A 26,240-nucleotide genomic window follows, 5' to 3' on the forward strand; every position below is an offset into this window, starting at 1 on the left:
AGTGGGCGGTTTTTATAGATTGGGCTGAGTGTATATCTATTTTCACGAACGGCTTGGGCGTACTGAGCAACATCTGGAAGCACACTCGCAAGCAGGGCTGGGGCACTTTCGAACTAGGCTGGAGGCCTTATAGATCCGGATAACCCCTGTTTTGGAGGCGGAACATGAACACCCGTGGATTGCTCGATCAACTACTCAAGTCCGGCCAGGATCTGTTGCAGAACAAGGCCGGTGGTTCGCAGAACAAATCGGCCAGCGGTGGCTTGGGCGGTTTGCTCAGCGGCGCTTCAGGCTCCGGTGGCCTTGGCGGTTTGCTCTCAGGCGCAGGTGGTGGCGCATTGGCGGCCGGCGCGATGGGTTTGTTGCTCGGTAACAAGAAAGTGCGCAAGGTCGGCGGGAAAGTCGCGATCTACGGTGGCCTCGCGGCGCTCGGTGTGCTGGCGTACAAGGCTTACGGCAACTACAACGCGCAAAAAGGCACCGCACCACAACGCGAACCACAAACCCTTGATCGCCTTCCACCCGCGCAAGCCGAGCAACACAGCCAAGCCATTCTCAAGGCGCTGGTCGCCGCCGCAAAGGCTGACGGCCACATCGATGACCGTGAGCGCCAACTGATCGAAGGCGAATTCACCAAACTCGACAACGACCAGGAACTGCAACACTGGCTGCACGCGGAACTCAATAAACCTCTCGACCCGACTGACGTGGCCCGCGCCGCGAGCACGCCGGAGATGGCGGCTGAGATGTACATCGCCAGCGTGATGCTGGTGGATGAGGAGAACTTCATGGAGAAGAGCTATCTGGATGAACTGGCGCGACAGTTGAAGCTCGAGCCGGGGTTGAAGTCGGAGCTGGAGAAGCAGGTGCGGCTGGCCTCTGTGTAGAGACGGCGTGTTTTAACAATCGCAACCCCTGTGGGAGCGAGCCTGCTCGCGAAAGCACCGGGTCAGACGACATCAATGTTGACCCTTCCGGCCTCTTCGCGAGCAGGCTCGCTCCCACAGGTTATTCCGGCGTGCACGGAGCCTGCTCGCGATGTTGTTTCAGCCTCACTGCATACGCCATGGCCGATCTATCGCCTCTTTTTGCCATTACCCCACTGGCACGCCCACCCGCAATTGTCGGACAGTCCCAGCCCAGAGCCCTCCCGCGACCAAGGCGGACAGGCCCGAGGGTTACAAAGCGTCTTATAAATGAAACACCGCCCTCGGCTATACTCCCCGCATTTCGACTAGGCACGAGGAATCACTGTGAAGAACTGGACGTTGCGCCAACGCATTTTGGCGAGCTTTGCGGTGATTATCGCCATCATGTTGCTGATGGTCGTCGTTTCGTATTCGCGACTGTTGAAGATCGAGGCCAGTGAAAACAGCGTGCGTGATGACGCGATTCCCGGCGTCTATTACAGCTCGATGATCCGTGGCGCCTGGGTCGACAGTTACATGCAGACGCAAGAACTGCTCGGACTCAAGGAAGGTCAGGGGGTTTCCAGCGAGGACGCGGCCGACTACAAGGCTTTCGAGGCGCGTTTGCAGGAGCAGATGGGGAACTATCGCAAGACCATGGCAACCGAGGAGGATCGTGTCGAGTTTGCCGCGTTCGAGAAGTACCACGACGCCTACCTCCAGATTCAGGATGCCGTGCTGGACCTGCACAAGCGCAACCTGGAAGCGGACGCGGTCAGGATGTTCCACGAAAAGCTGACGCCAGCCTGGTATTCCGGGCGCATGAAGCTCAACGACATCATCGGCGAGAACAAGAGAGTCGCCGATCAGGCCATGAACAATATCGACGATGCTGTGGCGGCCGCCAAAGTCAGCATGTTCATTTCACTGCTGGTCGCCGTGCTCGCCGCCGGCCTGTGCGGTCTGTTGCTGATGCGCGCGATCATGGCGCCGATGAGCCGCATTGTGCAGATTCTCGAAACCATGCGCACCGGGGACCTCAGTTCGCGTCTCAATCTCGACCGCAAGGACGAGTTCGGCGCCGTCGAAACCGGCTTCAACGACATGATGACCGAGCTGACTGCGCTGGTATCCCAGGCGCAACGTTCTTCGGTGCAGGTCACCACCTCGGTGACCGAAATCGCTGCCACCTCCAAGCAACAACAAGCCACCGCCACCGAAACCGCCGCGACCACCACCGAGATCGGCGCGACTTCGCGCGAGATCGCCGCTACCTCGCGCGATCTGGTACGCACCATGACCGAAGTGTCCACCGCCGCCGATCAGGCCTCGGTGCTTGCCGGCTCCGGCCAGCAAGGCCTGGCGCGCATGGAAGACACCATGCACTCGGTTATGGGTGCGGCCGATCTGGTCAACGCCAAACTGGCGATCCTCAATGAGAAGGCCGGCAACATCAATCAGGTGGTGGTGACTATCGTCAAGGTTGCCGACCAGACCAACCTGTTGTCGCTCAACGCGGCGATTGAAGCCGAGAAGGCCGGTGAGTACGGCCGCGGTTTTGCCGTGGTCGCCACCGAAGTGCGACGCCTGGCGGATCAGACCGCTGTCGCCACTTACGACATCGAACAGATGGTGCGCGAAATCCAGTCGGCGGTATCAGCCGGGGTGATGGGCATGGACAAGTTCTCCGAAGAAGTGCGCCGTGGCATGTCCGAGGTGCAGCAGGTCGGCGAGCAGCTGTCGCAGATCATCCATCAGGTGCAGGCGCTGGCGCCGCGGGTGTTGATGGTCAACGAAGGCATGCAGGCTCAGGCCACCGGTGCCGAGCAGATCAACCACGCGCTGGTGCAGTTGGGCGACGCCAGCAGCCAGACCGTCGAGTCGTTGCGTCAGGCCAGTTTCGCCATCGACGAACTGAGCCAGGTAGCCGTCGGGCTGCGCAGCGGCGTTTCGCGATTCAAAGTCTGATGAGCGAAATCATCGCCAAACGCAGCGCCGCGCAGGTGGCGAAGCCGGCGTTGTTCCTGCTGTTTCGCATCGGCAGCGAGCGCTACGCCTTGCGCGCCACCGAAGTGGCGGAAGTGCTGCCGCGCCTGCCGCTCAAGCCAATCGCCCGGGCGCCGCAGTGGGTTGCTGGCGTATTTGCCTATCGCGGTGCGGTGGTGCCGGTGATCGACCTCAGTGCGCTGACCTTCGGCCATACCGCCGAGGCGCGCACCAGCACCCGTCTGGTATTGGTCAATTATCGGCCGGATGAAGCGCAACCCGCGCAATGGCTCGGGTTGATTCTCGAACAGGCCACCGACACCCTGCGTTGCCATCCGCAAGAGTTTCAGCCTTACGGCCTCGACAACCGCGCGGCGCCTTACCTCGGCCCGGTGCGTGAAGATGCCCAGGGATTGGTGCAATGGGTACGGGTCAATGACTTGCTCGATGACGCCGTGCGTACTTTGCTGTTCCCCGATCCGCCGCTGAGTCCGGCGCAGCTTGAGGCGCAGGCATGAGCAGCGATCAGCGTTTTTTCGACTTTCTCAAGGAGCGCATCGGCCTCGATGTGACGTCGGTAGGGCCGGCGATCATCGAACGCGCCGTACGCCAGCGCACGACACTCTCGCAAGCGGCGCATGCCGATGAGTATTGGCAACTGCTGCAAGGCTCGCGAGACGAACAACAGGCGCTGATCGAAGCGGTGATCGTTCCGGAAACGTGGTTTTTCCGTTACCCGGAATCGTTTGCCACGCTGGGCAAGCTGGCGCGCAATCGCCTCGCCGAGCTGAATAACATGCGTGCGCTGCGCATCCTCAGCCTGCCATGTTCCACCGGCGAAGAACCCTATTCGATTGCCATGGCCTTGCTCGATGCCGGGCTCAAACCGCATCAGTTCAAGGTCGATGGCATGGACGTCAGCCCGCTGTCGGTGGAGAAGGCCCGGCGCGCGCTGTACGGCAAGAATTCGTTTCGCGGCCAGGAACTGGACTTTCGCGAACGGCACTTCACGCCTGAGCAGGACGGCCATCGGGTCAATGACGACGTGCGTGAGCAGGTGCGTTTGCAGGTCGGCAATGTGCTCGATCCGACGCTGCTGGCCAGCGAGCCGGCGTTCGATTTCGTGTTCTGCCGCAATCTGCTGATCTATTTCGATCAGCCGACGCAAAAACTGGTGTTCGAGGTGCTCAAGCGCCTGACGCATTTCGATGGCGTGCTGTTTATCGGCCCGGCCGAGGGCAGTTTGCTCGGACGTTTGGGCATGCGTTCGATCGGTATCCCGCAATCCTTCGCGTTCAGTCGCCATAGCGATCCGCACCCCGAGCCGTTGCCAACGCCCAAGCCCATCGTGGTGCCGGTCAGCCAACCGCCTCGCAGCACGCAGCCAGCACCGGTGCGCACTCGACCGTTTGCCGCCGTAACGCCACTGCCGACCGCTAGCAAAAGTGCCAACCCGGACGCGGCGACCCTGCTGGCCAACATCGCTGCATTGGCCAACGAAGGCAAAAGTGCCGAGGCCCGCGCTGCCTGCGAACAGTATTTGCGCAGCCACGAACCGGTGGCCCAGGTGTTTTACTGGCTCGGCTTGCTCAGCGATGTCGCCGGCCTGACCCTCGAAGCTCAGGGTTTCTACCGCAAAGCGTTGTACCTCGAACCGCAACATCCCGAAGCGTTGATGCACCTGGCCGCGCTGCTGCAGGCTCAGGGCGATACAACGGGTGCCAGACGATTGCAGGAACGCGCCGCTCGCAGCGGCCGCACTGCCGACAGTGAGCGTAAACGATGATCCCGTCCGACACCTTGAACGTCACCCACGAAGACGCCCGGGCCATCGACGATTGCTGGAACCGCATCGGCATTCATGGCGACAAGTCCTGTCCGCTGCTCGAAGACCACATTCATTGCCGCAATTGTTCGGTGTATTCCGCCGCCGCCACGCGCCTGCTCGACCGTTATGCGTTGCAGCAGGACGAACGCGACCCGGTGGCGATCGCTGTGGAAAGCGACGTGAAAACCCGCTCGCTACTGATGTTCCGGCTCGGTGAAGAATGGCTGGGGCTGGCGACGCGCAGTCTCGTCGAAGTCGCGCCACTGCAGGCGATTCACTCGTTGCCGCACCAGCGCTCACGCGCATTGCTCGGTGTGGCCAATGTGCGCGGCGCGTTGGTGGCGTGCCTGTCGCTGGTTGAATTGCTCGATCTGGATGGCAACGCCGCGCCAGCCACCGGCGCGCGCATCATGCCGCGCATGCTGATCATCGCCGCCCATGGCGGGCCGGTGGTGGTGCCGGTGGATGAGGTCGACGGTATTCATGCCATCGACGAGCGCATTCTTGATGCCGCCTCGCAGTCCGGCGTGCAAGCCAGTGCCAAATACACCCGTGGTGTTCTGCAGTATCGCGGTCGTAGCCTGCGTTGGCTGGATGAAGAACAGCTGCTGTCCGCCGTGACCCGGAGCCTCACATGACCCCCGAGCAAATGCGCGACGCCTCGCTGCTTGAGCTGTTCAGCCTCGAAGCCGAAGCCCAGACCCAAGTGCTCAGCGCCGGATTGCTGGCCCTGGAGCGCAACCCGACCCAGGCCGATCAACTGGAATCGTGCATGCGCGCGGCGCATTCGCTCAAAGGCGCGGCGCGAATTGTTGGCATCGACAGCGGCGTCAGCGTCGCCCATGTCATGGAAGATTGCCTGGTCAGCGCGCAGGAAGGGCGCTTGTTGCTGCGGCCCGAACATATCGATGCGCTGTTGCAGGGCACCGATTTGCTGATGCGCATCGCTACACCGGCCAATGCGCCGCAGCCGAGCGATATTGAAACTTATGTGGCGTTGATGGCGGGTTTGCTCGATCCGTCGACGCCGCTGGCAGCGTTCGTTGCGCCGCCGATGGCCGAGTTGCAACTTGAAGCGCCGCCCGTATTTGAACTGACGCCAGCGCCGATCATCGAAGCCCCGGTCGAAACCTCTGAATCGGCGCCACGCAAAAGCAAACGCACCACCGAAGGTGGCGAGCGGGTGCTGCGGGTCACCGCTGAACGGCTGAACAGTTTGCTCGATCTATCGAGCAAGTCGCTGGTGGAAACCCAGCGCCTCAAACCGCATCTGGCGACCATGCAGCGCCTCAAACGCATGCAGAACAACGGCTTGCGTGCGCTGGAAAATCTCAACGTGCACCTCAAGGAACACGCGCTGAGCCTTGAAGCGCTCGAAGCCTTGGAAGACGCGCGGCGTTTGCTCGCCGAATCCCAGCAGTTGCTGAGCGAGAAAAACGCCGAACTCGACGAGTTCGCCTGGCAGGCCAGCCAGCGCGCACAAGTGCTCTATGACACGGCGTTAGCCTGCCGCATGCGGCCCTTTGCGGACGTGCTGACCGGTCAGGTGCGCATGGTCCGCGATCTGGGCCGCAGCCTCGGCAAGCAGGTGCGGCTGGAGATCGAAGGCGAGAAAACCCAGGTCGATCGCGATGTCTTGGAAAAACTCGAAGCGCCGCTCACCCATTTGCTGCGCAACGCTGTCGATCACGGTATTGAAACCCCTGAGCAGCGTCTGCTTAAAGGCAAATCAGAAGAGGGCCTGATCCGCCTGCGCGCCTCGCATCAGGCCGGCCTGCTGGTGCTGGAATTGAGCGATGACGGCAATGGCGTCGATCTGGAAAAGGTCCGCCGCAGCATTGTCGAGCGGCAGCTATCCCCAGCGGAAACGGCGGCGCAGTTGAGCGAGGAAGAACTGCTGACGTTCCTGTTTCTCCCCGGTTTCAGCCTGCGCGACACGGTCACCGAAGTGTCCGGGCGGGGCGTCGGCCTCGATGCTGTTCAACACATGGTTCGCCAGTTGCGCGGTGCGGTGGTGCTGGAGCAGACGGCGGGCGAGGGCAGTCGCTTTCATCTGGAGGTACCGCTGACCTTGTCGGTGGTACGCAGTCTGGTGGTGGAAGTTGGCGAAGAGGCCTACGCCTTCCCACTGGCGCACATCGAACGCATGTGCGATCTGGCGCCGGAGGACATCGTTCAGGTCGAAGGCCGTCAGCATTTCTGGCACGAAGGCCAGCACGTCGGGCTGGTTGCGGCCAGCCAGTTGCTCAACCGCCCGGCCAGCCAGAACACCGGCGAAACCCTTAAAGTCGTGGTGATCCGCGAGCGTGATGCGGTTTATGGCGTTGCCGTGGAGCGCTTCATTGGCGAGCGCACGCTGGTGGTCTTGCCACTCGATGAGCGTCTGGGCAAAGTGCAGGACATCTCCGCCGGCGCTTTGCTTGACGACGGTTCGGTGGTGTTGATCGTCGACGTCGAAGACATGCTGCGCTCGGTGGACAAACTGCTCAATACCGGGCGCCTTGAGCGCATCGCGCGTCATGGCAATCAAGCCGCCGAGGCGGCGCGCAAGCGGGTGTTGGTGGTCGACGACTCGCTGACCGTGCGCGAACTGCAACGCAAACTGCTGCTCAATCGCGGCTACGACGTCGCGGTGGCGGTGGACGGCATGGACGGTTGGAACGCGCTGCGTTCGGAGGACTTCGATTTGCTGATCACCGACATCGACATGCCGCGCATGGACGGCATCGAGCTGGTCACCCTGCTGCGCCGCGACAACCGCCTGCAATCGCTGCCGGTGATGGTTGTGTCATACAAGGATCGGGAAGAGGACCGCCGCCGTGGCCTCGATGCCGGCGCCGACTATTATTTAGCCAAAGCCAGTTTTCATGACGACGCCCTGCTCGACGCAGTGGTCGAGCTTATTGGAGGAGCGCGGGCATGAAGATCGCCATCGTCAACGACATGCCCATGGCGGTGGAGGCCCTGCGCCGGGCGCTGGCCTTCGAGCCGGCGCATCAGGTGGTCTGGGTCGCCCGCAACGGTGCCGAGGCAGTGCAACTGTGCGCTGAAAATACTCCGGACCTGATCCTGATGGACCTGATCATGCCGGTGATGGACGGCGTCGAAGCCACGCGCCGGATCATGGCCGAAACCCCGTGCGCGATCGTCATTGTGACGGTCGATCGCCAGCAGAACGTGCACCGGGTCTTCGAAGCCATGGGGCACGGCGCGCTGGACGTGGTCGATACCCCGGCTCTCGGCGCCGGCAATGCGCAGGAAGCGGCGGCGCCGTTGCTGCGTAAAATCCTCAATATTGGCTGGCTGATCGGCGACAAGCCGCAACGCTCACACCCGGCGCCTACACCCCAGCGCAGCTCCGCTTCGTGCAAGCGGCTGGTGGCGATCGGATCGTCTGCGGGCGGCCCGGCAGCGCTGGAAGTCTTGCTCAAAGGCCTGCCCCGTGACTTCTCGGCGGCAATTGTGCTGGTGCAGCACGTCGATCAGGTGTTCGCCGCCGGCATGGCCGAATGGCTGGCCAGCGCCAGCGGCCTCGATGTGCGTCTGGCCCGCGAGGGCGAACCGCCGCAGGCCGGCGCGGTGCTGCTGGCCGGCACCAATCACCATATTCGCTTATTGAAAAACGGCACGCTGGCCTACACCGCCGAGCCGGTCAACGAGATCTACCGCCCCTCGATCGATGTGTTTTTCGACAGTGTCGCCAGTTATTGGAATGGCGACGCGATCGGGGTTTTATTGACCGGGATGGGACGCGACGGCGCGCAAGGGCTTAAGCTCATGCGCCAGCAGGGTTACCTGACCATCGCGCAGGATCAGCAAAGCAGTGCGGTGTACGGCATGCCCAAAGCCGCCGCGGCGATTGATGCCGCGGTTGAAATCCGTGCACTGGAAAAGATAGCGCCACGATTGCTGGAGGTTTTTCCCAAATGAACAGGTTTATCCGCAATCCTGGCCCCCGCAGTACTCAGGTGACCGCCCATGAATGACTTACAGATCGACGACATTAAAACCGACGAAAACGCCGCCATGGTGTTGTTGGTGGACGATCAAGCGATGATCGGCGAAGCGGTGCGCCGTGGGCTGTCGAATCAAGAAAACATCGACTTCCACTTCTGCTCCGACCCGCAGCAGGCCATTGCCCAGGCGGTGCGGATCAAACCGACGGTGATTCTCCAGGACCTGGTGATGCCCGGCCTCGATGGCCTGAGCCTGGTGCGCGAATACCGCAATCACCCGGCGACCAAAGACATCCCGATCATCGTTCTGTCGACCAAGGAAGACCCGCTGATCAAGAGCGCGGCGTTTTCGGCCGGGGCCAACGATTATCTGGTGAAACTGCCGGATACCATCGAACTGGTGGCGCGCATCCGCTATCACTCGCGCTCGTACATGACCTTGCTGCAGCGGGATGCCGCGTACCGCGCGCTGCGGGTCAGCCAGCAGCAATTGCTCGACACCAATCTGGTGCTGCAACGGCTGATGAACTCCGACGGCCTGACCGGGCTGTCCAACCGCCGCCACTTCGACGAGTACCTGGAACTGGAGTGGCGCCGCTCGCTGCGGGATCAGACTCAATTGTCGCTGTTGATGATCGACGTCGATTACTTCAAGTCCTACAACGACAGCTTTGGTCACGTTGAAGGCGACGAAGCGTTACGCAAGGTCGCTACGGCGATCCGCGAGGCCAGCGCACGACCGTCGGATTTGCCGGCGCGTTATGGCGGTGAGGAGTTTGTGCTGGTGCTGCCGAACACCTCGCCGGGCGGCGCGCGGCTGGTCGCGGAGAAACTGCGCCAGACCGTGGCATCCTTGAAAATCCCGCACAACACCCCGGCGGAAGGGGCGAGCCTGACCATCAGTATTGGCCTGGCGACCATGGTGCCGCAGGCGGGTAGTGATTGTCGGTTGCTGATTTCGGCGGCGGATCGTGGGTTGTATCTGGCGAAGAACAGTGGGCGTAATCAGGTTGGGATCGAGTAACGGCTTTCCCCTCACCCCAGCCCTCTCCCCGAGGGAGAGGGGGCCGACGGAGGTGTCTGGCGCTGTACATCGACCTGATCGAACGAATCGATTATGGATCTTCAAGCTTGGCAGTTCCGGATTCAGCTAAGCCCTTTCACGTCGGCGTATCTCCCGAACACCCCCAATCAGTCCCCTCTCCCTCCGGGAGAGGGCTAGGGTGAGGGGCAGGCCCATGCGCCAATTTCCGCCTGAAATCCTTGGCGATCATGGATTCGGCAAAGCCCTTTCACGTCGGCGTACCTCCCGAATATCCCCCAATCAGTCCCCTCTCCCTCCGGGAGAGGGCTAGGGTGAGGGGCAGGCCCATGCGCCAATTTCCGCTTGAAATCCTTGGCGATCATGGATTCGGCAAAGCCCTTTCACGTCGGCGTACCTCCCGAATATCCCCCAATCAGTCCCCTCTACCTCTGGGAGAGGGTTAGGGTGAGGGCAAAGGCTTTAATGATCCCCACACCCGCCAGACGGGCTGCCGTCACAGCCTGATTACGTTATACTCGCCGGCTTTCAAAAGTTCGCCAACGAGTGCTGCCCGTCATGGAAATCAACCCGATCCTGAACACCATCAAGGACCTGTCCGAGCGCTCCGAAACTATTCGGGGGTATCTTTGACTACGATCAAAAGCATGAGCGTCTGACCGAAGTCAATCGCGAGCTTGAAGATCCGAGCGTCTGGAACAAACCTGAATACGCCCAGGAACTGGGCCGCGAGCGCGCTGCGCTGGCGCAGATCGTCGATACCCTCGATGAACTGAACGGCGGTCTGGCCGATTGCCGTGACCTGCTGGACATGGCCGTCGAAGAAAACGACGAAGGCGCAGTGGGCGATGTCGTCGCCGAGCTGGCCCGTCTCGAGGAAAATCTGGCCAAGCTGGAATTCCGCCGCATGTTCAGCCATGAAATGGACCCGAACAACGCCTACCTGGACATCCAGGCCGGTTCCGGCGGCACCGAAGCCCAGGACTGGGCCAACATCCTGCTGCGCATGTACCTGCGCTGGGCGGATAAACGCGGTTTCGACGCGACCATCATGGAACTGTCGGCCGGTGAAGTCGCCGGTATCAAAGGCGCGACCGTGCACATCAAGGGCGAATACGCCTTTGGCTGGCTGCGTACCGAGATCGGCGTACACCGTCTGGTGCGCAAGAGCCCGTTCGACTCCGGCAACCGTCGCCACACCTCGTTTTCCGCGGTTTTCGTCTCACCAGAGATCGATGACAAGGTGGAAATCGAAATCAACCCGGCAGACCTGCGGATCGACACCTATCGTTCTTCCGGTGCCGGTGGTCAGCACGTAAACACCACCGACTCGGCCGTACGTATCACTCACGTACCGACCAACACCGTGGTCAGCTGCCAGAACGAACGTTCCCAGCACGCCAACAAGGACACCGCCATGAAAATGCTGCGGGCCAAGTTGTACGAGCAGGAAATGCAGAAACGCAACGCCGCGTCGCAAGCGCTGGAAGACACCAAGTCGGACATCGGCTGGGGTCACCAGATTCGCTCGTACGTGCTCGATGCGTCGCGGATCAAGGATCTGCGCACCAACATCGAACGCAGCGACTGCGACAAGGTACTCGACGGCGATATCGACGAATATCTGTATGCCAGCCTGAAATCGGGCCTGTAAAAGACGCAATACAGCATCGGCTGATTCAGTCCGATCCCTGTAGGAGCCAGCCCTGCTGGCGATCCCCGGGCCGCAAGGCCCGGGGGCAACGAACCTGATGGAATATCTAAAGACATGAGCGACCAACAACTCGACCCGCAAGCCCTGCAACAGGAAGAAAACTCCCTGATCGCCCTGCGCAAGGAAAAGCTGGCTGCCGAGCGCGCCAAGGGCAACGCCTTCCCGAACGACTTCCGCCGCGAAAACTACTGCGACGCACTGCAGAAACAGTACGCGGACAAGACCAAGGAAGAGCTCGCAGAGGCTGCAATCCCGGTCAAGGTTGCCGGTCGCATCATGCTCAACCGTGGCTCGTTCATGGTGATCCAGGACATGACCGGTCGCATTCAGGTCTACGTCAACCGTAAAACCCTGTCGGAAGACACCCTGGCCGCGGTGAAAACCTGGGACATGGGCGACATCATTGCCGCCGAAGGCACCCTGGCGCGTTCCGGCAAGGGTGACCTGTACGTTGAAATGACCAGCGTGCGTCTACTGACCAAATCGCTGCGTCCTCTGCCGGACAAGCACCACGGCCTGACCGACACCGAACAGCGCTACCGCCAGCGCTACGTTGACCTGATCGTCAACGACGAAGTGCGTCAGACCTTCCGCGTACGTTCGCAAGTGATCGCGCACATCCGTAGCTTCCTGATGAAGCGCGACTTCCTCGAAGTCGAAACGCCGATGCTGCAGACCATTCCGGGCGGCGCTGCGGCCAAGCCGTTCGAAACCCACCACAACGCGCTGGACATGGAAATGTTCCTGCGTATCGCCCCGGAGCTGTACCTGAAGCGTCTGGTGGTCGGTGGTTTCGAGAAAGTGTTCGAGATCAACCGCAACTTCCGTAACGAAGGCGTTTCGACTCGTCACAACCCGGAATTCACCATGTTGGAGTTCTACCAGGCGTACGCCGACTACGAAGACAACATGGACCTGACCGAAGAACTGTTCCGCGAACTGGCGCAGTTGGTACTGGGTAGCACCGACGTGCCGTACGGCGACAAGGTGTTCCACTTCGGCGAGCCGTTCGTACGTCTGTCGGTGTTCGACTCGATCCTCAAGTACAACCCTGAGCTGACCGCCGATGATCTGAACGACATCGACAAGGCCCGCGCCATCGCCAAGAAGGCCGGCGCCAAGGTGCTGGGCTTCGAAGGTCTGGGCAAGCTGCAAGTGATGATTTTCGAAGAACTGGTCGAGCATAAACTGGAACAGCCGCACTTCATCACCCAGTACCCGTTTGAAGTGTCGCCGCTGGCCCGTCGCAACGATGACAACCCGAACGTCACCGACCGCTTCGAGCTGTTCATTGGCGGCCGTGAAATCGCCAACGCCTACTCCGAGTTGAACGACGCGGAAGACCAGGCCGAGCGCTTCATGGCGCAGGTGGCCGACAAGGACGCCGGCGACGACGAAGCCATGCACTACGACGCCGACTTCGTTCGCGCGCTGGAGTACGGCATGCCGCCAACGGCCGGTGAAGGTATCGGCATCGACCGTCTGGTGATGTTGCTGACCAATTCGCCGTCGATTCGCGATGTGATCCTGTTCCCGCACATGCGACCGCAAGCGTAAACGTTTCAGTTAAAAAGCCGCCTAAAACAGGCGGCTTTTTATTGCCTGTCTGGTACAAATGTATCAATTGGTTAATTTTGCAATAGCAGAGGAAGTTCTGTCGTGATGGGTGCAATAGCTCAAGAAGGTGCAGCGGGTATCGCCACTGCGGTCGCTGAAAGCGTTCAGTACCAGGGTCGCAAGGCCAGCCGACAGGGCAGTGAGCAGCGTCGACAGGACATTCTCGACGCGGCGATGCGCATTGTCGTGCGTGACGGTGTGCGTGCCGTGCGCCATCGTGCGGTGGCGGCCGAGGCTGGAGTGCCGCTGTCGGCGACCACCTATTACTTCAAGGATATCGATGACCTGCTCACCGATACCTTCGCTCAATACGTTGAACGCAGCGCGGCGTACATGGCCAAGCTATGGGTCAACAATGAAGGTCTGCTGCGTGACATGGTTGTCAGCGGTGACGGCAGCCCCGAATCGCGCTCGCAACTAGCCGATGACATTGCACGGTTGATGGCCGATTACGTGCATCGTCAGTTGGTTAACCGTCGTGAGCATTTGATGGCCGAGCAGGCGTTCCGTCAGGAAGCGCTGCTCAACCCGCGTCTGGCGATTCTGGTGCGCTCGCATCAGCAGATTCTGTTGCAGGGCACCTGCCAGTTGTTCCAGGTATTGGGCTCGCGTGAACCGCAACAGGATGCCAAGGTGTTGACGGCGATTATCGGTCGGATGGAATATCAGGGCCTGCTCAACGACGCCGAGCCTTTGGCCGAAGAGGACATGCTCGGCATTCTGACGCGCTATATGCACCTGGTGCTTGCGTCGGTCTGACCACAAGATCGTTCCCATGCTCTGCGTGGGAATGCCGCCGGGGACGCTCCGCGTCCCTTCGTCGACATGACGCAGAGCGTCAGTGGATACATTCCCACGCAGAGCGTGGGAACGATCGATCACCATGAGGGCGGCCAATGTTCATAGGGAGTATTGAATGAAAGCCTGGCGTGGCGTGCTGATCGCCTTGTCGTTCCTGCTGCTCAGTGGCTGTCTGGTGACTTTCAAGGAGCCGCTGACCGCCAGTGCCCCGGCGCCCAAGGGCCTGCTCGGCAAATGGTCGAGCACCAACGCCTGGGGCGAGCCGATGAACCTTGAGTTGACGCGCCTGGGCAACGACCGCTATCAGGCTGTCACTTACTTCAAGGCCAAACCCCGCGAACGCGAAGCCTATCCCTTCACCGTGTCGCGCCATGGCAACCGCTGGTATCTGTCGGCGAAAGTCCCGGCGCAGTACGGTGGCCACTTCACCATCGCCGGCTTCGAACTCACCGACAAACACGAACTGGTGGTCTACAACCTCGATCTTGAGCAGATCAACCAGGCGATCAAACAAAAAGCCCTCGACGGTCAGGCCTTCCAGACCGACGATGGCGACGGCGTGCAAGTCGACAGTAATCTCGACAAGGTCTTTGCTTACCTCGACGATCCGGCCAATTCCGACGTCTTCGTTGAAGCCGTGCGCTACCAGCGCCAGGCCCGCGCCCAATAATTCATTACGTCAGGTTTTCTACAGGAGTTTCGGGTGGACGATTACCAGCAGACGATACGCATGTTGTCCGATCGCATTGTGCTGGCGCAGACGCCGATCCGTGTGCTCGACGCGGTCAAGTGGGACGAGAACATTCGCAAAGGGTTCCTCAAGGCCAAAGGCAAGGAAATGCCGGCGGTGGATCGCGACTATTACCTCAATCGGCCGCTGAGTTTTGATTCGAGCAAAGTCAAACTGGAATTCCAGAACATCGAGCGCGACATCACCCGCCAGCTTGGCCAGTTCAACCCGGTCGGGCAGATCATGCGGCGCATGTGCAAGGAATACCGCATGGTGGTGCGCATGCTCGAAGCGCGCGGCACCGAAGATTTCGGTCTGATCTCCCAAGAGTTGTATGGCGCCGCGTCCGATGCGTTCCACGCCGGTGACCCGACCCTGGCCGACCTCGGCCTGATGATGTCCGACTACCTGAATAACATCGATGGCCGCGGCGATTTGAAGGATGAACCGAAAATCCTCACCGCCAAAGACGCTGTGCACTTGCTGCAGACCCGTTTGAACAAGGTGTTCGGCGAGGCCGAAGAAACCATCCGCGTGTTCGAGTCCGACGGTATTGTTGCTGACGCGGCGGCCGGTGCGGACTACATCAAGATCCGCACCGACGCGATGTTCAACGACCGTGACGTGCGCGCGCTGGAAGTCCACGAAGGCCTGGTCCACGTGGGCACCACGCTCAACGGTTTGAACCAGCCGATCTGCACCTTCCTGTCCAAAGGCCCACCGTCGTCGACGGTGACCCAGGAAGGCCTGGCGATCCTGATGGAAATCATCACCTTCGCCTCCTACCCGAGCCGCCTGCGCAAACTGACCAACCGCACCCGCGCCATTCACATGGTCGAGGAGGGCGCGGACTTCCTGCAGGTTTTCGAATTCTTCCGTGAGCAGGGCTTCGAGATGGCGGAAAGTTACGGCAACGCCAGTCGGGTTTTCCGTGGATCGACGCCGACGGGGCTGCCATTCACCAAAGACTTGTCCTACCTCAAGGGCTTTATCATGGTTTACAACTACATTCAGTTGGCCGTGCGTAAGGGCAAGCTTGAGCAGATTCCGTTGTTGTTCTGCGGCAAGACCACGCTGGAAGACATGCGTACCTTGCGCCAGTTGGTGGATGAAGGATTGGTGGTGCCGCCGAAGTATCTGCCGGACCAGTTCCGCGATTTGAATGCGTTGTCGGCGTGGATGTGCTTCTCCAACTTCCTCAACCATTTGAGCCTGGACCGGATCGAAGCGGATTACTCCAATATCCTCTAGCCCACTACAGACCGATCGTTCCCACGCTCCGCGTGGGAATGCCGCCATGGACGCTCCGCGTCCACTGTGACGCAGAGCGTCACGGGATGCATTCCCACGCAGAGCGTGGGAACGATCTGAACCTGAATTTTTGCGAGGTTTCACCGGATGAGAATCCTCGGCATCATTTGCCTGCTCCTGACCCTCGGCGGTTGTAGTTCGCTGTTGTTCTACCCTGAGCCGGGCCAGATCTTCACCCCGGAAAAAGCCAAGCTCGAATACCGCACCGTCACGCTGGTCACGGCGGATGGCTTGAAGCTCAACGCCTGGTGGCTGCCGGCCAAACCCGGCGTAGAGGTCAAAGGCACCGTGCTGCACTTGCACGGCAATGGCGGCAATCTGCCGATGCACCTGGGCGGCAGTTGGTGGCTGCCGAAAAACGGCTATCAAGTGCTGCTGCTCGACTATCGTGGTTATGGCTTGTCCGAGGGCAAACCGAGCCTGCCGGCGATCTATCAGGACATCGACGCCGCATTCGCCTGGCTCGACAAGGCGCCGGAAGTCAAAGGCAAACCGCTGATCCTGCTCGGCCAAAGCCTCGGCGGTTCGATGGCGGTGCATTGGCTGGTGCAGCATCCCGAGCGGCAAAAACAGCTCAAGGCCTTGGTGCTCGACGGCGTGCCCGCCAGTTACCGCAGCGTCGGCCAGTATGCGCTGAGCACCTCGTGGCTGACCTGGCCGTTCCAGGTGCCATTGTCCTGGCTGGTGCCGGACAGCGACAGCGCGATCAACTCGATGCCGCAACTCAACGGTGTGCCGAAACTGATCTTCCACAGCATCGACGATCCACTGGTGCCGCTGTCCAACGGCATCCGTCTGTATCAAGCTGCGCCGCCACCGCGCGTGCTGCAACTGACCCGTGGCGGTCATGTGCAGACATTCGGCGACCCGGTCTGGCGCCAAGTCATGCTGCGCTATCTCGACGACCCCGAGCACTTCAACGGCCTGCGCCGCCTCGGCGAAATCCCCAATTATCCGCAACCCCCGAATTCTGAAGATGAGAGTCCGCAATGAGTGAAGAACGTAACGCCATCCCGTTGATCATCACCGGTATCTGCAGCATCCTCGGCACCGTCGGGGCGCTGTGGTACTACGGCTACCTGCACTTCGCCAAACCCGAGGATGCGTTGCTGCTCAACGAATTCACCATGCTCAAGACTGTTCCGGGTGAAGACTACAAAGTCTCGCTGGACCCGGCGGCGCAGGTGGCGCAGTGCATTGATGGGGTGCTGGTGTTGTTCGATACCGAGCAGAAAGGTCTGACCGGTGTGCTGATCAACGCACAGAAAAAAGCCGTGCGCTGCATGGGCGAAGAAACCCCGCAGAAGCTTGAGCAGTGATTCTGCAGGACCAGCCCTCACCCTAACCCTCCCGAAACGTCGGACCGCCCAGAGGGAGAGGGGACTGACCGAGGTGTCATTCGAGTTACGCCGACCTGATCCATCGTGTCGAACCAAATTCTGAACGCACCGCGAATCGGCTCCCTCTCCCTCGGGAGAGGGCTGGGGTGAGGGGCTGCGATTTCAGTCCCCACAAAAAAAGCCCCGCCTGATCACTCAGGCGGGGCTTTTGCATTACCGCGTGACGCTTAGTTCGAGCTAACAGCCGAACGTGGCATCACTGGCTGGTTGTCGTTGGAAATGGTTACTTCCACGCGACGGTTCATCGCACGGCCGGAAGCGCTGCCGTTCTCGGCAACCGGGTATTCCTTGCCGTAGCCTTGGGTGACGATGCGCGCTGGATCAACGCCCATTTTCACCAGTGCGGTGCGCACGGAGTTGGCGCGACGCTCGGACAGCGACTGGTTGTGGCTCGCGGTCCCGGTGCTGTCGGTGTAACCCTCGACGATCACTTTGCGATCCGGGTTTTCCTGAAGGAACTGCGCCAGTTTGTTGATGTTGACCAGACCGCTGGACTTCAGGTCGGCACGGTCGGTGGCGAACAGCACGTCACCGAAAGTCACCAGCGTACCGCGATCGGTCTGCTTGGCATTCAGGCTGTCCTGCAGCTGTTTGATCTGTTGATCACGGGCATCCAGACGCGCCTGGGCACGTTGGGCGGCGGCATTCTTCAGATTGTTTTCCGCAGTGCGCAGGGCGATGGTCTGCTTGGCCACTTCCACACGCTGGTTGGTCAGGTAGGCCAGTTGGTCGACCTTGGCGGCGTCTTGCTTGTCCAGATAAGCCTTGTCGGCTTTGTCCAGGTAGTCACTGGCGTCTTTGGTTTCCAGCGCCGCGACTTTGCTCGCCTGTGGGTTGGCTTGCAGGCCGGCGTAGTTGGTGCGTGCCTGTTCCAGGTTCGGGTTAGGCGGGGTGGAGCAGGCAGCCAGAGCAACACTTGCGGCGAGGAGAGCGGGGATCATCAGTTGCTTACGCATAATTTGTCGTCCTTTCTATCGGTAAGAGATTCAGCTTTGCGGTCGGGATGCGCGCTTACTGCACGGTGCGCTGACTTTCCTGACGCAGTTCCTGAACACCTTTCTGGGAATCCTTCACAGCCTGTTCGGCTTTAGCGGCCTGAGCCTTGCGTTCGGCGACGCGAGCGTCCCACTCGGCTTGCTCGGACAGGATGCGAGCTTCGTCATACTTCTTGTCGTGCATGGCGATTTCGGCTTGTTTCAGTTTGTCCTGCGCTTGCTTCATCTCAACGGCAGCGAACTCGGTACCGCCAGCGCTGACGGCGCTGTTCACAGCCGACTGGGTCACGGCGTACTGTTCGGTTGGTGGGTTACCGGCGCAACCGGCCAGTACGAAGCTGGTGCCGATGGCCAGAGCCGCCAGTTTCAGACCGCGCAGGTGGGTAAACGAGGTTTGGTTTTTCATGGTCTTCAACTCCATTAGGCATCTCCTGAAAACAACTGAATCCATCCTGGTCGAGGAGCCGCAAGCGACGTGTGAAAGCGCGTTTTTGAAACGCTCGTTCCAGGCGTGGTTACAGGTTCCGACCGGAGGCGTTTTTCAAAAGTTCAGAAAAGATGGCCTATCGCCAAAATAATTTTTGACTGAATGGACAAGGCTCTGGGCCGGGAACTTTGACGGGGGAGAGTGGTACGCGCGGTGTTTTCGGATCCCGAAAACACACTGATTTTGAACTGGAATACGATCTTTGTAGGAGTGAGCCTGCTCGCGATAGCGGTGTATCAGACAACAAAAATGTCGACTGAAAATCCGCCATCGCGAGCAGGCTCACTCCTACAGTTTGATCTGTGTGGTGTCAGTGTTTTTGCTTGCCTGCTGCGGCCGAGAGGTCATGCAAATGCCGGCGCGAAAGGGCCAGAAAACGCGGCGTAGGCCCGACGTCTTCATACAACGGATCACCTTCCTCATCGGTCGCCACTACCGTCGAACCCTTCACATACGGCAGGCTCGCTTCAAACTCTTCAAGCGCCGCGCCGATCAGTTCGCCAAGCAACTCTTCGACATGACGTTTGGGGTACATCTCGGTAATCGCTCCCAGACGCGCAGCAGCTTCAACGTCCAGATGAATCGCGTAGCCAGTGTCGGTCAGGCGACCTTTGGCGTTTTCTTCCCAATGCTGGGCGAGTTCACGAATTTTCATGATGACCTCATTTCGCACCTGCTCATGGCAGGTCTGGGTGAGTGTCCGCCGGGGCCGGCGGCAAGCCGTTGTGCGGCTTACTGTTGAGACTAGCTTTCGCCCACAAGGTTTAACGTCCCTTCGTCGGCTGCTTGTAAGAAGCGTCGTAGAGCGGCACTCTCTAGGTCATGCACTCGTTTCTAAGCCGTCCGGATTACTGCTGGGGAATTGCTGATGACCGATATTGATGCACGCTTGCGCGAAGACGTTCACCTGCTCGGAGAGCTGCTGGGCAACACCATTCGAGATCAGTACGGCGAGGCTTTCCTCGACAAGATCGAGCAGATCCGCAAGGGCGCCAAGGCCGATCGGCGTGGTTCGATGGACGCCGAACTGAGCGCCAGCCTCAATCAATTGAGCGAAGACGAATTGCTCCCCGTGGCGCGCGCGTTCAACCAGTTTCTCAACCTGGCGAACATCGCCGAGCAGTATCAGTTGATTCATCGTCGCGAGGAGTCGCAGCCGGCGCCGTTCGAATCCCGCGTGCTGCCGGAATTGCTCGCGCGTTTGCGCAACGAAGGCCACAGTGCCGAATCGCTGGCGCGGCAACTGGCGCGGCTGGAAATCGAACTGGTGTTGACCGCGCACCCCACGGAAGTGGCGCGGCGCACGCTGATCCAGAAATACGACGCGATCGCCGCGCAACTCGCCGCGCAGGACCATCGCGACCTGACCACAGCCGAACGCGAACAGATTCAAAACACCCTGCAGCGGCTCATTGCCGAAGCCTGGCACACCGAAGAAATCCGCCGCACGCGCCCCACGCCAGTCGATGAAGCCAAATGGGGTTTCGCGGTGATCGAGCATTCGCTGTGGCAGGCGATTCCCAACCATATGCGCAAGGCCGACAAGGCGTTGTATGAAGCGACCGGCCTGCGTCTGCCATTGGAAGCCGCGCCGATTCGCTTCGCGTCATGGATGGGCGGCGACCGTGATGGTAACCCCAACGTTACCGCTGCGGTGACTCGCGAAGTGTTGCTGTTGGCGCGCTGGATGGCCGCCGATTTGTACCTGCGTGATGTCGATCATTTGGCAGCCGAACTGTCGATGCAACAAGCCAGCGACGCCCTCAAAGCCAAGGCCGGCGACAGCGCCGAACCGTATCGTGCGGTGCTCAAACAACTGCGCGAACGCCTGCGCGCCACGCGCAATTGGGCACACGCTGCGCTGACTGCACCGACGCCAGCGCCGGCAGACGTGCTGCACAACAACCGCGATCTGCTCGATCCGCTGGAGCTGTGCTTCAACTCGCTGCACGAGTGCGGCATGGGCGTGATCGCTGATGGTCCGTTGCTCGACTGCCTGCGTCGGGCGGTGACCTTCGGCTTGTTCCTTGTGCGTCTGGATGTGCGCCAGGACTCGTCGCGCCACAGCTCGGCGATGACTGAAATCACCGATTACCTCGGCCTCGGTCGCTACGAAGATTGGGACGAAGAGCAGCGCATCAGCTTCCTGACCCGCGAACTGAGCAATCGTCGGCCACTGCTGCCAGCGCATTTCAAACCGTCCGCTGACACCGCCGAAGTGCTCAACACCTGCAAGGAAATCGCTGCCGCACCGGGCGCCTCGCTCGGTTCCTACGTGATCTCCATGGCCGGCGCTGCTTCTGATGTGCTCGCCGTGCAACTGCTGCTCAAAGAGTCTGGCGTGCTGCGGCCAATGCGCGTGGTGCCGCTGTTCGAAACCCTCGCTGACCTCGACAACGCCGGGCCGGTGATGGAGCGGCTGTTGCTGCTGCCGGGTTACCGTGCACGGCTGCAAGGCCCGCAGGAAGTGATGATCGGTTATTCCGACTCGGCCAAGGATGCTGGCACCACGGCAGCGGCCTGGGCGCAATATCGCGCGCAGGAACGCTTGGTGGAAATCTGCCGCGAGCAACAAGTCGAACTGCTGCTGTTCCACGGTCGCGGCGGCACCGTGGGCCGGGGCGGTGGCCCGGCGCATGCGGCGATTCTGTCGCAACCGCCAGGTTCGGTGGCGGGGCGATTCCGCACCACCGAGCAGGGGGAAATGATTCGATTCAAATTCGGCCTGCCGGACATCGCCGAGCAAAACCTCAATCTGTATCTAGCGGCGGTGCTTGAAGCAACGCTGCTGCCTCCGCCGCCGCCGACACCAGAGTGGCGTCACTTGATGGACGAATTGGCCGCCGATGGCGTCAGCGCTTATCGCCAGGTCGTGCGGGAAAATCCGCAATTCGTCGAGTACTTCCGTCAGTCCACGCCAGAGCAGGAGTTGGGTCGCTTGCCACTGGGCAGTCGTCCGGCCAAACGCCGCGCCGGCGGGATCGAAAGTCTGCGGGCGATTCCGTGGATCTTCGGCTGGACGCAAACGCGGCTGATGCTGCCGGCGTGGCTGGGGTGGGAGTCGGCGCTGAGCAAGGCGCTGGAGCGCGGTGAGGGCGAGTTGCTCGGGCAGATGCGCGAACAATGGCCGTTCTTCCGTACGCGTATCGACATGCTGGAAATGGTCCTGGCCAAGGCTGATGCGGATATTGCGCTGTCCTACGATCAGCGTCTGGTCGAGCCTGATCTGCTGCCGTTGGGCGCGCAGTTACGCGACCTATTGTCGCAGGCGTGCGCGGTGGTGCTCGGCCTGACTGGCCAGTCGCAGCTGCTGGCACATAGCCCTGACACCCTTGAATTTATCCGTCTGCGCAACACCTACCTCGACCCGCTGCATCTATTGCAGGCCGAACTGCTGGCCCGTTCGCGGCAGCAGGATGTCGAGCAGGGCAGCCCGGTGGAACAGGCGTTGCTGGTGTCTGTGGCGGGCATTGCCGCCGGTTTGCGAAATACCGGCTAAGGTTTTTGTCGGGTGCGCGGTAGCCGGACGAAGACTTGGCTGTCGCGTTGCCTGACCGGCGAAAGTGCCGTCAGGCGACAGTTAATGATGGGGTTGCGACTTGGGTTACCGCGTCGCGAGGTCGCGGGGGACGTCGGTTTCTCCGACTTTTGGCGTCTTGTGTGGGCGCAGCCTGCTGTGTATCTTGATCAGCCTTTGGCCGTTTATGCGGCCACGACCCGTATTTTCAGGATTCGTCCCAAGAGGCGAATCCTTTGTTTTGTAAAAGCTTTTTATAAAAAAATTGAGGAGCACATCTAATGCGCGTCATTCTGCTGGGAGCTCCCGGGGCCGGTAAAGGTACTCAGGCTAAGTTCATCACCGAAAAATTCGGCATTCCACAAATTTCCACCGGCGACATGCTGCGTGCAGCGGTCAAGGCCGGTACTCCACTGGGCGTTCAAGCCAAGAGCATTATGGATGCCGGCGGCCTGGTGTCGGATGACCTGATCATCGCACTGGTTCAGGACCGCATCGCTCAGCCAGACTGCGCCAACGGTTTCCTGTTCGACGGCTTCCCGCGCACCATTCCGCAGGCTGAAGCTCTGGTTTCTGCCGGCGTTGAGCTGGATGCAGTGGTTGAAATCGCTGTTGAAGACGAAGAAATCGTTCAACGCATCGCCGGCCGTCGTGTTCACGAAGCCAGCGGCCGCGTTTACCACATCGTCTACAACCCGCCAAAAATCGCGGGCAAAGATGACATCACCGGCGAAGAGCTGGTACAGCGCAAGGACGACACCGAAGAAACCGTGCGTCATCGCCTGTCGGTCTACCACTCGCAGACCAAGCCTTTGGTGGAGTTCTATCAGAGCCTGTCCGCCAAAAACGCTGGCAAGCCCAAGTACAGCCACATTCCGGGCGTTGGTTCGGTTGATGCGATCACCGCCAAGGTGCTGGCCGCGCTGAGCTGAAAAGTCTGATCGGCTGCATCATCCACGGCCCGCTTGCGGGCCGTAGTTGTTTATACTGACGCCCTTTTTCCCACACCTGTTTTGGAAACATCGATGAGCACCTTGCTGGCCCTGGACACCGCGACTGAAGCTTGCTCCGTTGCCTTGCTGCATGACGGCAAGGTCACGAGCCATTACGAGGTGATCCCGCGCCTGCACGCGCAGAAACTGCTGCCGATGATCCAGCAACTTCTGGCCGACGCTGGCACCACGTTGCAAGCGGTCGATGCGATCGCTTTCGGTCGTGGGCCTGGCGCGTTCACTGGCGTGCGGATCGCCATTGGTGTGGTGCAGGGGCTGGCGTTCGCGCTGGATCGCCCGGTGCTGCCGGTGTCCAACCTTGCAGTATTGGCCCAGCGTGCGCTGCGCGAGCATGGCGTGAGCCAGGTCGCGGCGGCCATCGATGCGCGGATGGATGAAGTGTATTGGGGCTGCTACCGCGAGACGGCGGGGGAGATGCGTCTGGTCGGTTCCGAAGCGGTGTTGCCACCAGAAGTTGCTGCGCTGCCGGCCGATGCCAGTGGCGACTGGTTCGGTGCTGGCACCGGTTGGGGTTATGCCGAGCGCATCGCGGTCAATCTGACAGGCTCCGACGCCGGCATGCTGCCCCACGCCGAAGACTTGCTGACCTTGGCGCGCTTCGCTTGGGAGCGCGGCGAATCGATTCCGGCGGATGACGCGCAACCGGTTTACCTGCGCGACAAAGTCGCCACCCCCAAGGCTCGTTGAGCCTTTAAAAAGATCGCAGCCTTCGGCAGCTCCTACAAGGATCGCATTCCAAATGTAGGAGCTGCCGAAGGCTGCGATCTTTTGATCTTCTGAAGCCAATCGTCAGTTTCTAACCCCTCGCTTTAAACCTTTTGCGCTTTATGTGTTCTAGTTATCACTCGGCAGTTTGCTAAGTCGGTCAAGTGCCGCTAAATTGCCATCATTGATACCGAGCATGAAATTATGCGTATAGACGGCCTTTCCTCTCAGTCCTACCCCATCAAGCGCAAGCCTCGCAAAGGCCATGTGATCGTGGATGAGTCCGTCGATGACATCGACGGTGAGCTGGAATTTCCGACTGAAGAGCAACTGGCTGCCCGTGCTGCCGCCAAAGCCGCCGCGCAACGCCTGAGCAATCTGCCCGCCCGCCAACAAGACATGATTTACCACCGCGCCATGAGCAAAAGCGTAGCGATGGCCCTCGCCAGCTACCTGAGCACCGCCGGTTTTGTCGATTGGGATGCAGACGTGCTGGGCCTCGATCTGTATATCTGATGGATCTGCCTTACTACCTCGGTTGTCCGTCCTGGAGCGAAAACGCCTGGCGCGAGTATCTGTACCCGGTAGACGCCAAAACCTCCGATTTCCTCGGTCTCTATTCCCAAGTGTTCAACGCCGTTGAAGGCAACACGACCTTCTACGCCAGCCCGTCGCCCGCCACGGTGCAGCGTTGGGCCGAGGTCATGCCCGAGCACTTTCGCTTCACCGCCAAATTCCCCGGCGACATCAGCCATAGCGGTGACCTGCGCGAGCAACTGACCGCCGCCGAAACATTTCTGCAATTACTCAAACCCCTCGGTGAGCGCGTCTCGCCGATGTGGCTGCAATTGTCGAAAAGCTTCACGCCGCATCGACTGCCGGAACTGGCGGGGTTTATTGATGCGCTAGATTGCCCGTTGGCGGTGGAAGTGCGCCATGAACAGTTCTTCGCCAAGGGCGAGAGTGAACGTCTGCTCAATCGCCTGCTGCTGGATCGTGGCGTTGAGCGCATCTGCCTCGACCCGCGTGCGCTGTTCAGTTGCCTGTCGACTGAATCTTCGGTAATCCACGCGCAATCGAAAAAGCCACGCGTGCCGACGCGCCCGGCGGCGTTCACCCAGTTCCCGCAAGTGCGCTTCATTGGCCATCCGGAACTGGAAGCCAACGACCCGTTCCTAGTGCCGTGGGTGGCGAAAATCGCCGAGTGGATCGAAGAGGGCCGCACGCCTTACATCTTCCTGCACACCGCCGATAACCTGCTGGCGGCGAAGCTGGCGCAACGTTTTCACGCACAACTGATGCAACGTTTGCCTGGCCTGCCAGCGCTGCCTGCGCTATACAGAGAACCCGCCGCGGAGCAACTTGGCCTGCTCTGAAGCGGATTTTTTTCTGCCCAGGAGCCTGCCGATGGATGCCCAAGCCCGTAAAGCCCACGCCTTCAAAGCCCTGCATGAACAATCGGGGGGTTTCGTGATTCCCAATCCATGGGATGCGGGGTCGGCAAAAATGCTCGCCAGTCTCGGCTATCAGGCCTTGGCGACCACCAGTGCCGGTTATGCGTTTTCCCAAGGCAAGGCCGACGGCGTGTTAAGCCTTGATGAGACCTTGGCCAATGTCCGCGCGATTGTCGCCGCCACCGATTTGCCGGTAGCGGTGGATCTGGAAAACGGTTTCGCCGATGACCCGGCTGAATGCGCCAAGAGTCTGCTGCGTGCTGCCGAGGCCGGCGCTGTTGGTGGTTCGATCGAAGACGCCACGGGCCGCGCGGATGCGCCAATCTATTGCTTCGAACACGCTGTGGCGCGCATCGAAGCCGCTGTCGCTGCGGTGCGCACGCTACCCTTTCCCTTCATCCTCACCGCGCGGGCGGAAAACTACCTGCACGGTCATCCCGATCTCAACGACACCATTCGCCGCCTGCAGGCCTTCGCCGAGGCAGGGGCCGACGTGTTGTATGCGCCAGGTTTGCGCAACGCCGAAGAAGTGCTGGCAGTGGTGCGTGCAGTGGCGCCAAAACCGGTCAATGTGCTGATGTCCGGCGGTTTGAAACTGACCGTGCAGGAGCTGCAAGAAATGGGCGTGCGGCGCATCAGTACCGGTTCGGCACTGGCGTTGGCGGCGTTCGGCGAATTCTTCCGTGCCGCTGAAGAAATCCAGCAATCCGGCACTTTCGGGTTTACCTCGCAGTCGATGCCGTACGCCAAAGCCAATCAATTCTTCAAAGGCTGAG

24 protein-coding genes are annotated in these 26,240 nt (G+C 60.5%); 21 read left to right on the top strand and 3 right to left on the bottom strand.

The features are described from left to right. Positions 1–164 precede the first annotated feature (164 nt). The 15 genes from LOY43_RS05395 (at position 165) to LOY43_RS05465 (ending at position 17,212) form a co-directional block, all read left to right on the top strand. Positions 165–887: a tellurite resistance TerB family protein gene (locus LOY43_RS05395; RefSeq protein WP_095126467.1), complete on the top strand. Its 723-nt coding sequence runs from the start codon at positions 165–167 to the stop codon at positions 885–887. A gap of 366 nt (positions 888–1,253) precedes the next feature. Next, on the top strand, positions 1,254–2,876 hold the full coding sequence (locus tag LOY43_RS05400; RefSeq protein WP_095126468.1) for a methyl-accepting chemotaxis protein: 1,623 nt from the start codon (positions 1,254–1,256) through the stop codon (positions 2,874–2,876). Then, on the top strand, positions 2,876–3,412 hold the full coding sequence (locus tag LOY43_RS05405) for a chemotaxis protein CheW (RefSeq protein ID WP_095050365.1): 537 nt from the start codon (positions 2,876–2,878) through the stop codon (positions 3,410–3,412). Before LOY43_RS05400 ends, LOY43_RS05405 begins: the two co-directional genes overlap by 1 nt. Continuing rightward, the gene (locus LOY43_RS05410) at positions 3,409–4,680 is read left to right on the top strand and encodes a CheR family methyltransferase (RefSeq protein ID WP_095050366.1); all 1,272 of its coding nucleotides are present in this window, start codon (positions 3,409–3,411) and stop codon (positions 4,678–4,680) included. The genes LOY43_RS05405 and LOY43_RS05410 overlap by 4 nt, the downstream gene beginning before the upstream one ends. Beyond that, positions 4,677–5,360 carry a chemotaxis protein CheW gene (locus LOY43_RS05415; RefSeq protein WP_095126470.1) on the top strand — a complete coding sequence of 228 codons (684 nt, stop codon included), beginning with the start codon at positions 4,677–4,679 and terminating at the stop codon, positions 5,358–5,360. Before LOY43_RS05410 ends, LOY43_RS05415 begins: the two co-directional genes overlap by 4 nt. Next, a complete protein-coding gene (locus LOY43_RS05420) occupies positions 5,357–7,645 on the top strand; it encodes a hybrid sensor histidine kinase/response regulator (RefSeq protein WP_095050368.1) in 2,289 nt (762 codons plus the stop codon). The genes LOY43_RS05415 and LOY43_RS05420 overlap by 4 nt, the downstream gene beginning before the upstream one ends. Further along, the gene (locus LOY43_RS05425; RefSeq protein WP_258709309.1) at positions 7,642–8,652 is read left to right on the top strand and encodes a chemotaxis response regulator protein-glutamate methylesterase; all 1,011 of its coding nucleotides are present in this window, start codon (positions 7,642–7,644) and stop codon (positions 8,650–8,652) included. Before LOY43_RS05420 ends, LOY43_RS05425 begins: the two co-directional genes overlap by 4 nt. A 48-nt stretch (positions 8,653–8,700) precedes the next feature. Further along, entirely contained in the window at positions 8,701–9,702 is a 1,002-nt protein-coding gene (locus LOY43_RS05430) for a PleD family two-component system response regulator (RefSeq protein ID WP_095050370.1), read from the top strand. 576 nt (positions 9,703–10,278) lie between these two features. Beyond that, positions 10,279–11,374 (top strand): peptide chain release factor 2 gene (gene prfB, locus LOY43_RS05435; protein ID WP_102900567.1). Its coding sequence is split into 2 segments (ribosomal slippage): positions 10,279–10,350 and positions 10,352–11,374, totalling 1,095 coding nucleotides; the frame shifts between segments, so codons are not numbered across the junction. 114 nt (positions 11,375–11,488) lie between these two features. Beyond that, entirely contained in the window at positions 11,489–12,991 is a 1,503-nt protein-coding gene (gene lysS, locus LOY43_RS05440) for a lysine--tRNA ligase (RefSeq protein ID WP_095126473.1), read from the top strand. Between the two features lie 105 nt (positions 12,992–13,096). Beyond that, the gene (locus tag LOY43_RS05445) at positions 13,097–13,810 is read left to right on the top strand and encodes a TetR/AcrR family transcriptional regulator (RefSeq protein WP_095050372.1); all 714 of its coding nucleotides are present in this window, start codon (positions 13,097–13,099) and stop codon (positions 13,808–13,810) included. A 157-nt stretch (positions 13,811–13,967) separates the two neighbouring features. After that, positions 13,968–14,522: a hypothetical protein gene (locus LOY43_RS05450; protein WP_258709310.1), complete on the top strand. Its 555-nt coding sequence runs from the start codon at positions 13,968–13,970 to the stop codon at positions 14,520–14,522. A gap of 60 nt (positions 14,523–14,582) precedes the next feature. Continuing rightward, the gene (locus LOY43_RS05455; RefSeq protein WP_175559644.1) at positions 14,583–15,833 is read left to right on the top strand and encodes a flavohemoglobin expression-modulating QEGLA motif protein; all 1,251 of its coding nucleotides are present in this window, start codon (positions 14,583–14,585) and stop codon (positions 15,831–15,833) included. A 147-nt stretch (positions 15,834–15,980) separates the two neighbouring features. Continuing rightward, positions 15,981–16,886 (top strand): alpha/beta hydrolase, encoded by a 906-nt coding sequence (locus tag LOY43_RS05460; RefSeq protein WP_258709311.1) that lies wholly within the window; start codon positions 15,981–15,983, stop codon positions 16,884–16,886. Then, positions 16,883–17,212: a hypothetical protein gene (locus tag LOY43_RS05465; RefSeq protein ID WP_095050376.1), complete on the top strand. Its 330-nt coding sequence runs from the start codon at positions 16,883–16,885 to the stop codon at positions 17,210–17,212. The genes LOY43_RS05460 and LOY43_RS05465 overlap by 4 nt, the downstream gene beginning before the upstream one ends. A 248-nt stretch (positions 17,213–17,460) precedes the next feature. On the opposite strand, the gene LOY43_RS05470 is transcribed toward LOY43_RS05465, so the two are convergent. The 3 genes from LOY43_RS05470 to LOY43_RS05480 all read right to left on the bottom strand — a co-directional run bounded on the left by LOY43_RS05470 (position 17,461) and on the right by LOY43_RS05480 (position 19,430). Then, complete coding sequence (locus LOY43_RS05470; protein ID WP_016983302.1) at positions 17,461–18,249, bottom strand: OmpA family protein; 789 nt, start codon at positions 18,247–18,249, stop codon at positions 17,461–17,463. Between the two features lie 55 nt (positions 18,250–18,304). Further along, positions 18,305–18,709 (bottom strand): DUF4398 domain-containing protein, encoded by a 405-nt coding sequence (locus LOY43_RS05475; protein WP_093436697.1) that lies wholly within the window; start codon positions 18,707–18,709, stop codon positions 18,305–18,307. Positions 18,710–19,085: 376 nt separating this feature from the next. Next, positions 19,086–19,430 carry a pilin assembly protein gene (locus LOY43_RS05480; RefSeq protein WP_095050377.1) on the bottom strand — a complete coding sequence of 115 codons (345 nt, stop codon included), beginning with the start codon at positions 19,428–19,430 and terminating at the stop codon, positions 19,086–19,088. A 213-nt stretch (positions 19,431–19,643) separates the two neighbouring features. On the opposite strand from LOY43_RS05480, the gene ppc reads away from it, so the two are divergent. The 6 genes from ppc to LOY43_RS05510 all read left to right on the top strand — a co-directional run bounded on the left by ppc (position 19,644) and on the right by LOY43_RS05510 (position 26,239). Next, positions 19,644–22,274 (top strand): phosphoenolpyruvate carboxylase, encoded by a 2,631-nt coding sequence (gene ppc, locus LOY43_RS05485; RefSeq protein WP_095050378.1) that lies wholly within the window; start codon positions 19,644–19,646, stop codon positions 22,272–22,274. Between the two features lie 299 nt (positions 22,275–22,573). Continuing rightward, on the top strand, positions 22,574–23,224 hold the full coding sequence (gene adk / locus LOY43_RS05490) for an adenylate kinase (protein ID WP_095050379.1): 651 nt from the start codon (positions 22,574–22,576) through the stop codon (positions 23,222–23,224). Positions 23,225–23,317: 93 nt separating this feature from the next. Further along, positions 23,318–23,992, top strand: a complete 675-nt coding sequence (gene tsaB, locus LOY43_RS05495) for a tRNA (adenosine(37)-N6)-threonylcarbamoyltransferase complex dimerization subunit type 1 TsaB (RefSeq protein ID WP_258709312.1) — start codon at positions 23,318–23,320, stop codon at positions 23,990–23,992. Between the two features lie 222 nt (positions 23,993–24,214). Beyond that, entirely contained in the window at positions 24,215–24,526 is a 312-nt protein-coding gene (locus LOY43_RS05500; RefSeq protein ID WP_095050381.1) for a hypothetical protein, read from the top strand. Further along, positions 24,526–25,386: a DUF72 domain-containing protein gene (locus LOY43_RS05505; protein ID WP_258709313.1), complete on the top strand. Its 861-nt coding sequence runs from the start codon at positions 24,526–24,528 to the stop codon at positions 25,384–25,386. The genes LOY43_RS05500 and LOY43_RS05505 overlap by 1 nt, the downstream gene beginning before the upstream one ends. Before the next feature lie 31 nt (positions 25,387–25,417). Beyond that, entirely contained in the window at positions 25,418–26,239 is an 822-nt protein-coding gene (locus LOY43_RS05510) for an oxaloacetate decarboxylase (protein WP_258709314.1), read from the top strand. Position 26,240 lies beyond the last annotated feature (1 nt).

This window comes from Pseudomonas sp. B21-041 (assembly GCF_024748675.1).
GTDB classification, from domain to species: Bacteria; Pseudomonadota; Gammaproteobacteria; order Pseudomonadales; family Pseudomonadaceae; genus Aquipseudomonas; species Aquipseudomonas neuropathica.

Excerpts from the sequence above, each read along its gene's own strand:
- LOY43_RS05395 (WP_095126467.1), top strand. The coding sequence starts at position 165 with ATGAACACCCGTGGATTGCTCGATCAACTACTCAAGTCCGGCCAGGAT.
- LOY43_RS05405 (WP_095050365.1), top strand. The coding sequence starts at position 2,876 with ATGAGCGAAATCATCGCCAAACGCAGCGCCGCGCAGGTGGCGAAGCCG.
- LOY43_RS05410 (WP_095050366.1), top strand. The coding sequence starts at position 3,409 with ATGAGCAGCGATCAGCGTTTTTTCGACTTTCTCAAGGAGCGCATCGGC.
- LOY43_RS05415 (WP_095126470.1), top strand. The coding sequence starts at position 4,677 with ATGATCCCGTCCGACACCTTGAACGTCACCCACGAAGACGCCCGGGCC.
- LOY43_RS05420 (WP_095050368.1), top strand. The coding sequence starts at position 5,357 with ATGACCCCCGAGCAAATGCGCGACGCCTCGCTGCTTGAGCTGTTCAGC.
- LOY43_RS05425 (WP_258709309.1), top strand. The coding sequence starts at position 7,642 with ATGAAGATCGCCATCGTCAACGACATGCCCATGGCGGTGGAGGCCCTG.
- LOY43_RS05430 (WP_095050370.1), top strand. The coding sequence starts at position 8,701 with ATGAATGACTTACAGATCGACGACATTAAAACCGACGAAAACGCCGCC.
- lysS (WP_095126473.1), top strand. The coding sequence starts at position 11,489 with ATGAGCGACCAACAACTCGACCCGCAAGCCCTGCAACAGGAAGAAAAC.
- LOY43_RS05445 (WP_095050372.1), top strand. The coding sequence starts at position 13,097 with ATGGGTGCAATAGCTCAAGAAGGTGCAGCGGGTATCGCCACTGCGGTC.
- LOY43_RS05450 (WP_258709310.1), top strand. The coding sequence starts at position 13,968 with ATGAAAGCCTGGCGTGGCGTGCTGATCGCCTTGTCGTTCCTGCTGCTC.
- LOY43_RS05455 (WP_175559644.1), top strand. The coding sequence starts at position 14,583 with ATGTTGTCCGATCGCATTGTGCTGGCGCAGACGCCGATCCGTGTGCTC.
- LOY43_RS05460 (WP_258709311.1), top strand. The coding sequence starts at position 15,981 with ATGAGAATCCTCGGCATCATTTGCCTGCTCCTGACCCTCGGCGGTTGT.
- LOY43_RS05465 (WP_095050376.1), top strand. The coding sequence starts at position 16,883 with ATGAGTGAAGAACGTAACGCCATCCCGTTGATCATCACCGGTATCTGC.
- LOY43_RS05470 (WP_016983302.1), bottom strand. The coding sequence starts at position 18,249 with ATGCGTAAGCAACTGATGATCCCCGCTCTCCTCGCCGCAAGTGTTGCT.
- LOY43_RS05475 (WP_093436697.1), bottom strand. The coding sequence starts at position 18,709 with ATGGAGTTGAAGACCATGAAAAACCAAACCTCGTTTACCCACCTGCGC.
- LOY43_RS05480 (WP_095050377.1), bottom strand. The coding sequence starts at position 19,430 with ATGAAAATTCGTGAACTCGCCCAGCATTGGGAAGAAAACGCCAAAGGT.
- ppc (WP_095050378.1), top strand. The coding sequence starts at position 19,644 with ATGACCGATATTGATGCACGCTTGCGCGAAGACGTTCACCTGCTCGGA.
- adk (WP_095050379.1), top strand. The coding sequence starts at position 22,574 with ATGCGCGTCATTCTGCTGGGAGCTCCCGGGGCCGGTAAAGGTACTCAG.
- tsaB (WP_258709312.1), top strand. The coding sequence starts at position 23,318 with ATGAGCACCTTGCTGGCCCTGGACACCGCGACTGAAGCTTGCTCCGTT.
- LOY43_RS05500 (WP_095050381.1), top strand. The coding sequence starts at position 24,215 with ATGCGTATAGACGGCCTTTCCTCTCAGTCCTACCCCATCAAGCGCAAG.
- LOY43_RS05505 (WP_258709313.1), top strand. The coding sequence starts at position 24,526 with ATGGATCTGCCTTACTACCTCGGTTGTCCGTCCTGGAGCGAAAACGCC.
- LOY43_RS05510 (WP_258709314.1), top strand. The coding sequence starts at position 25,418 with ATGGATGCCCAAGCCCGTAAAGCCCACGCCTTCAAAGCCCTGCATGAA.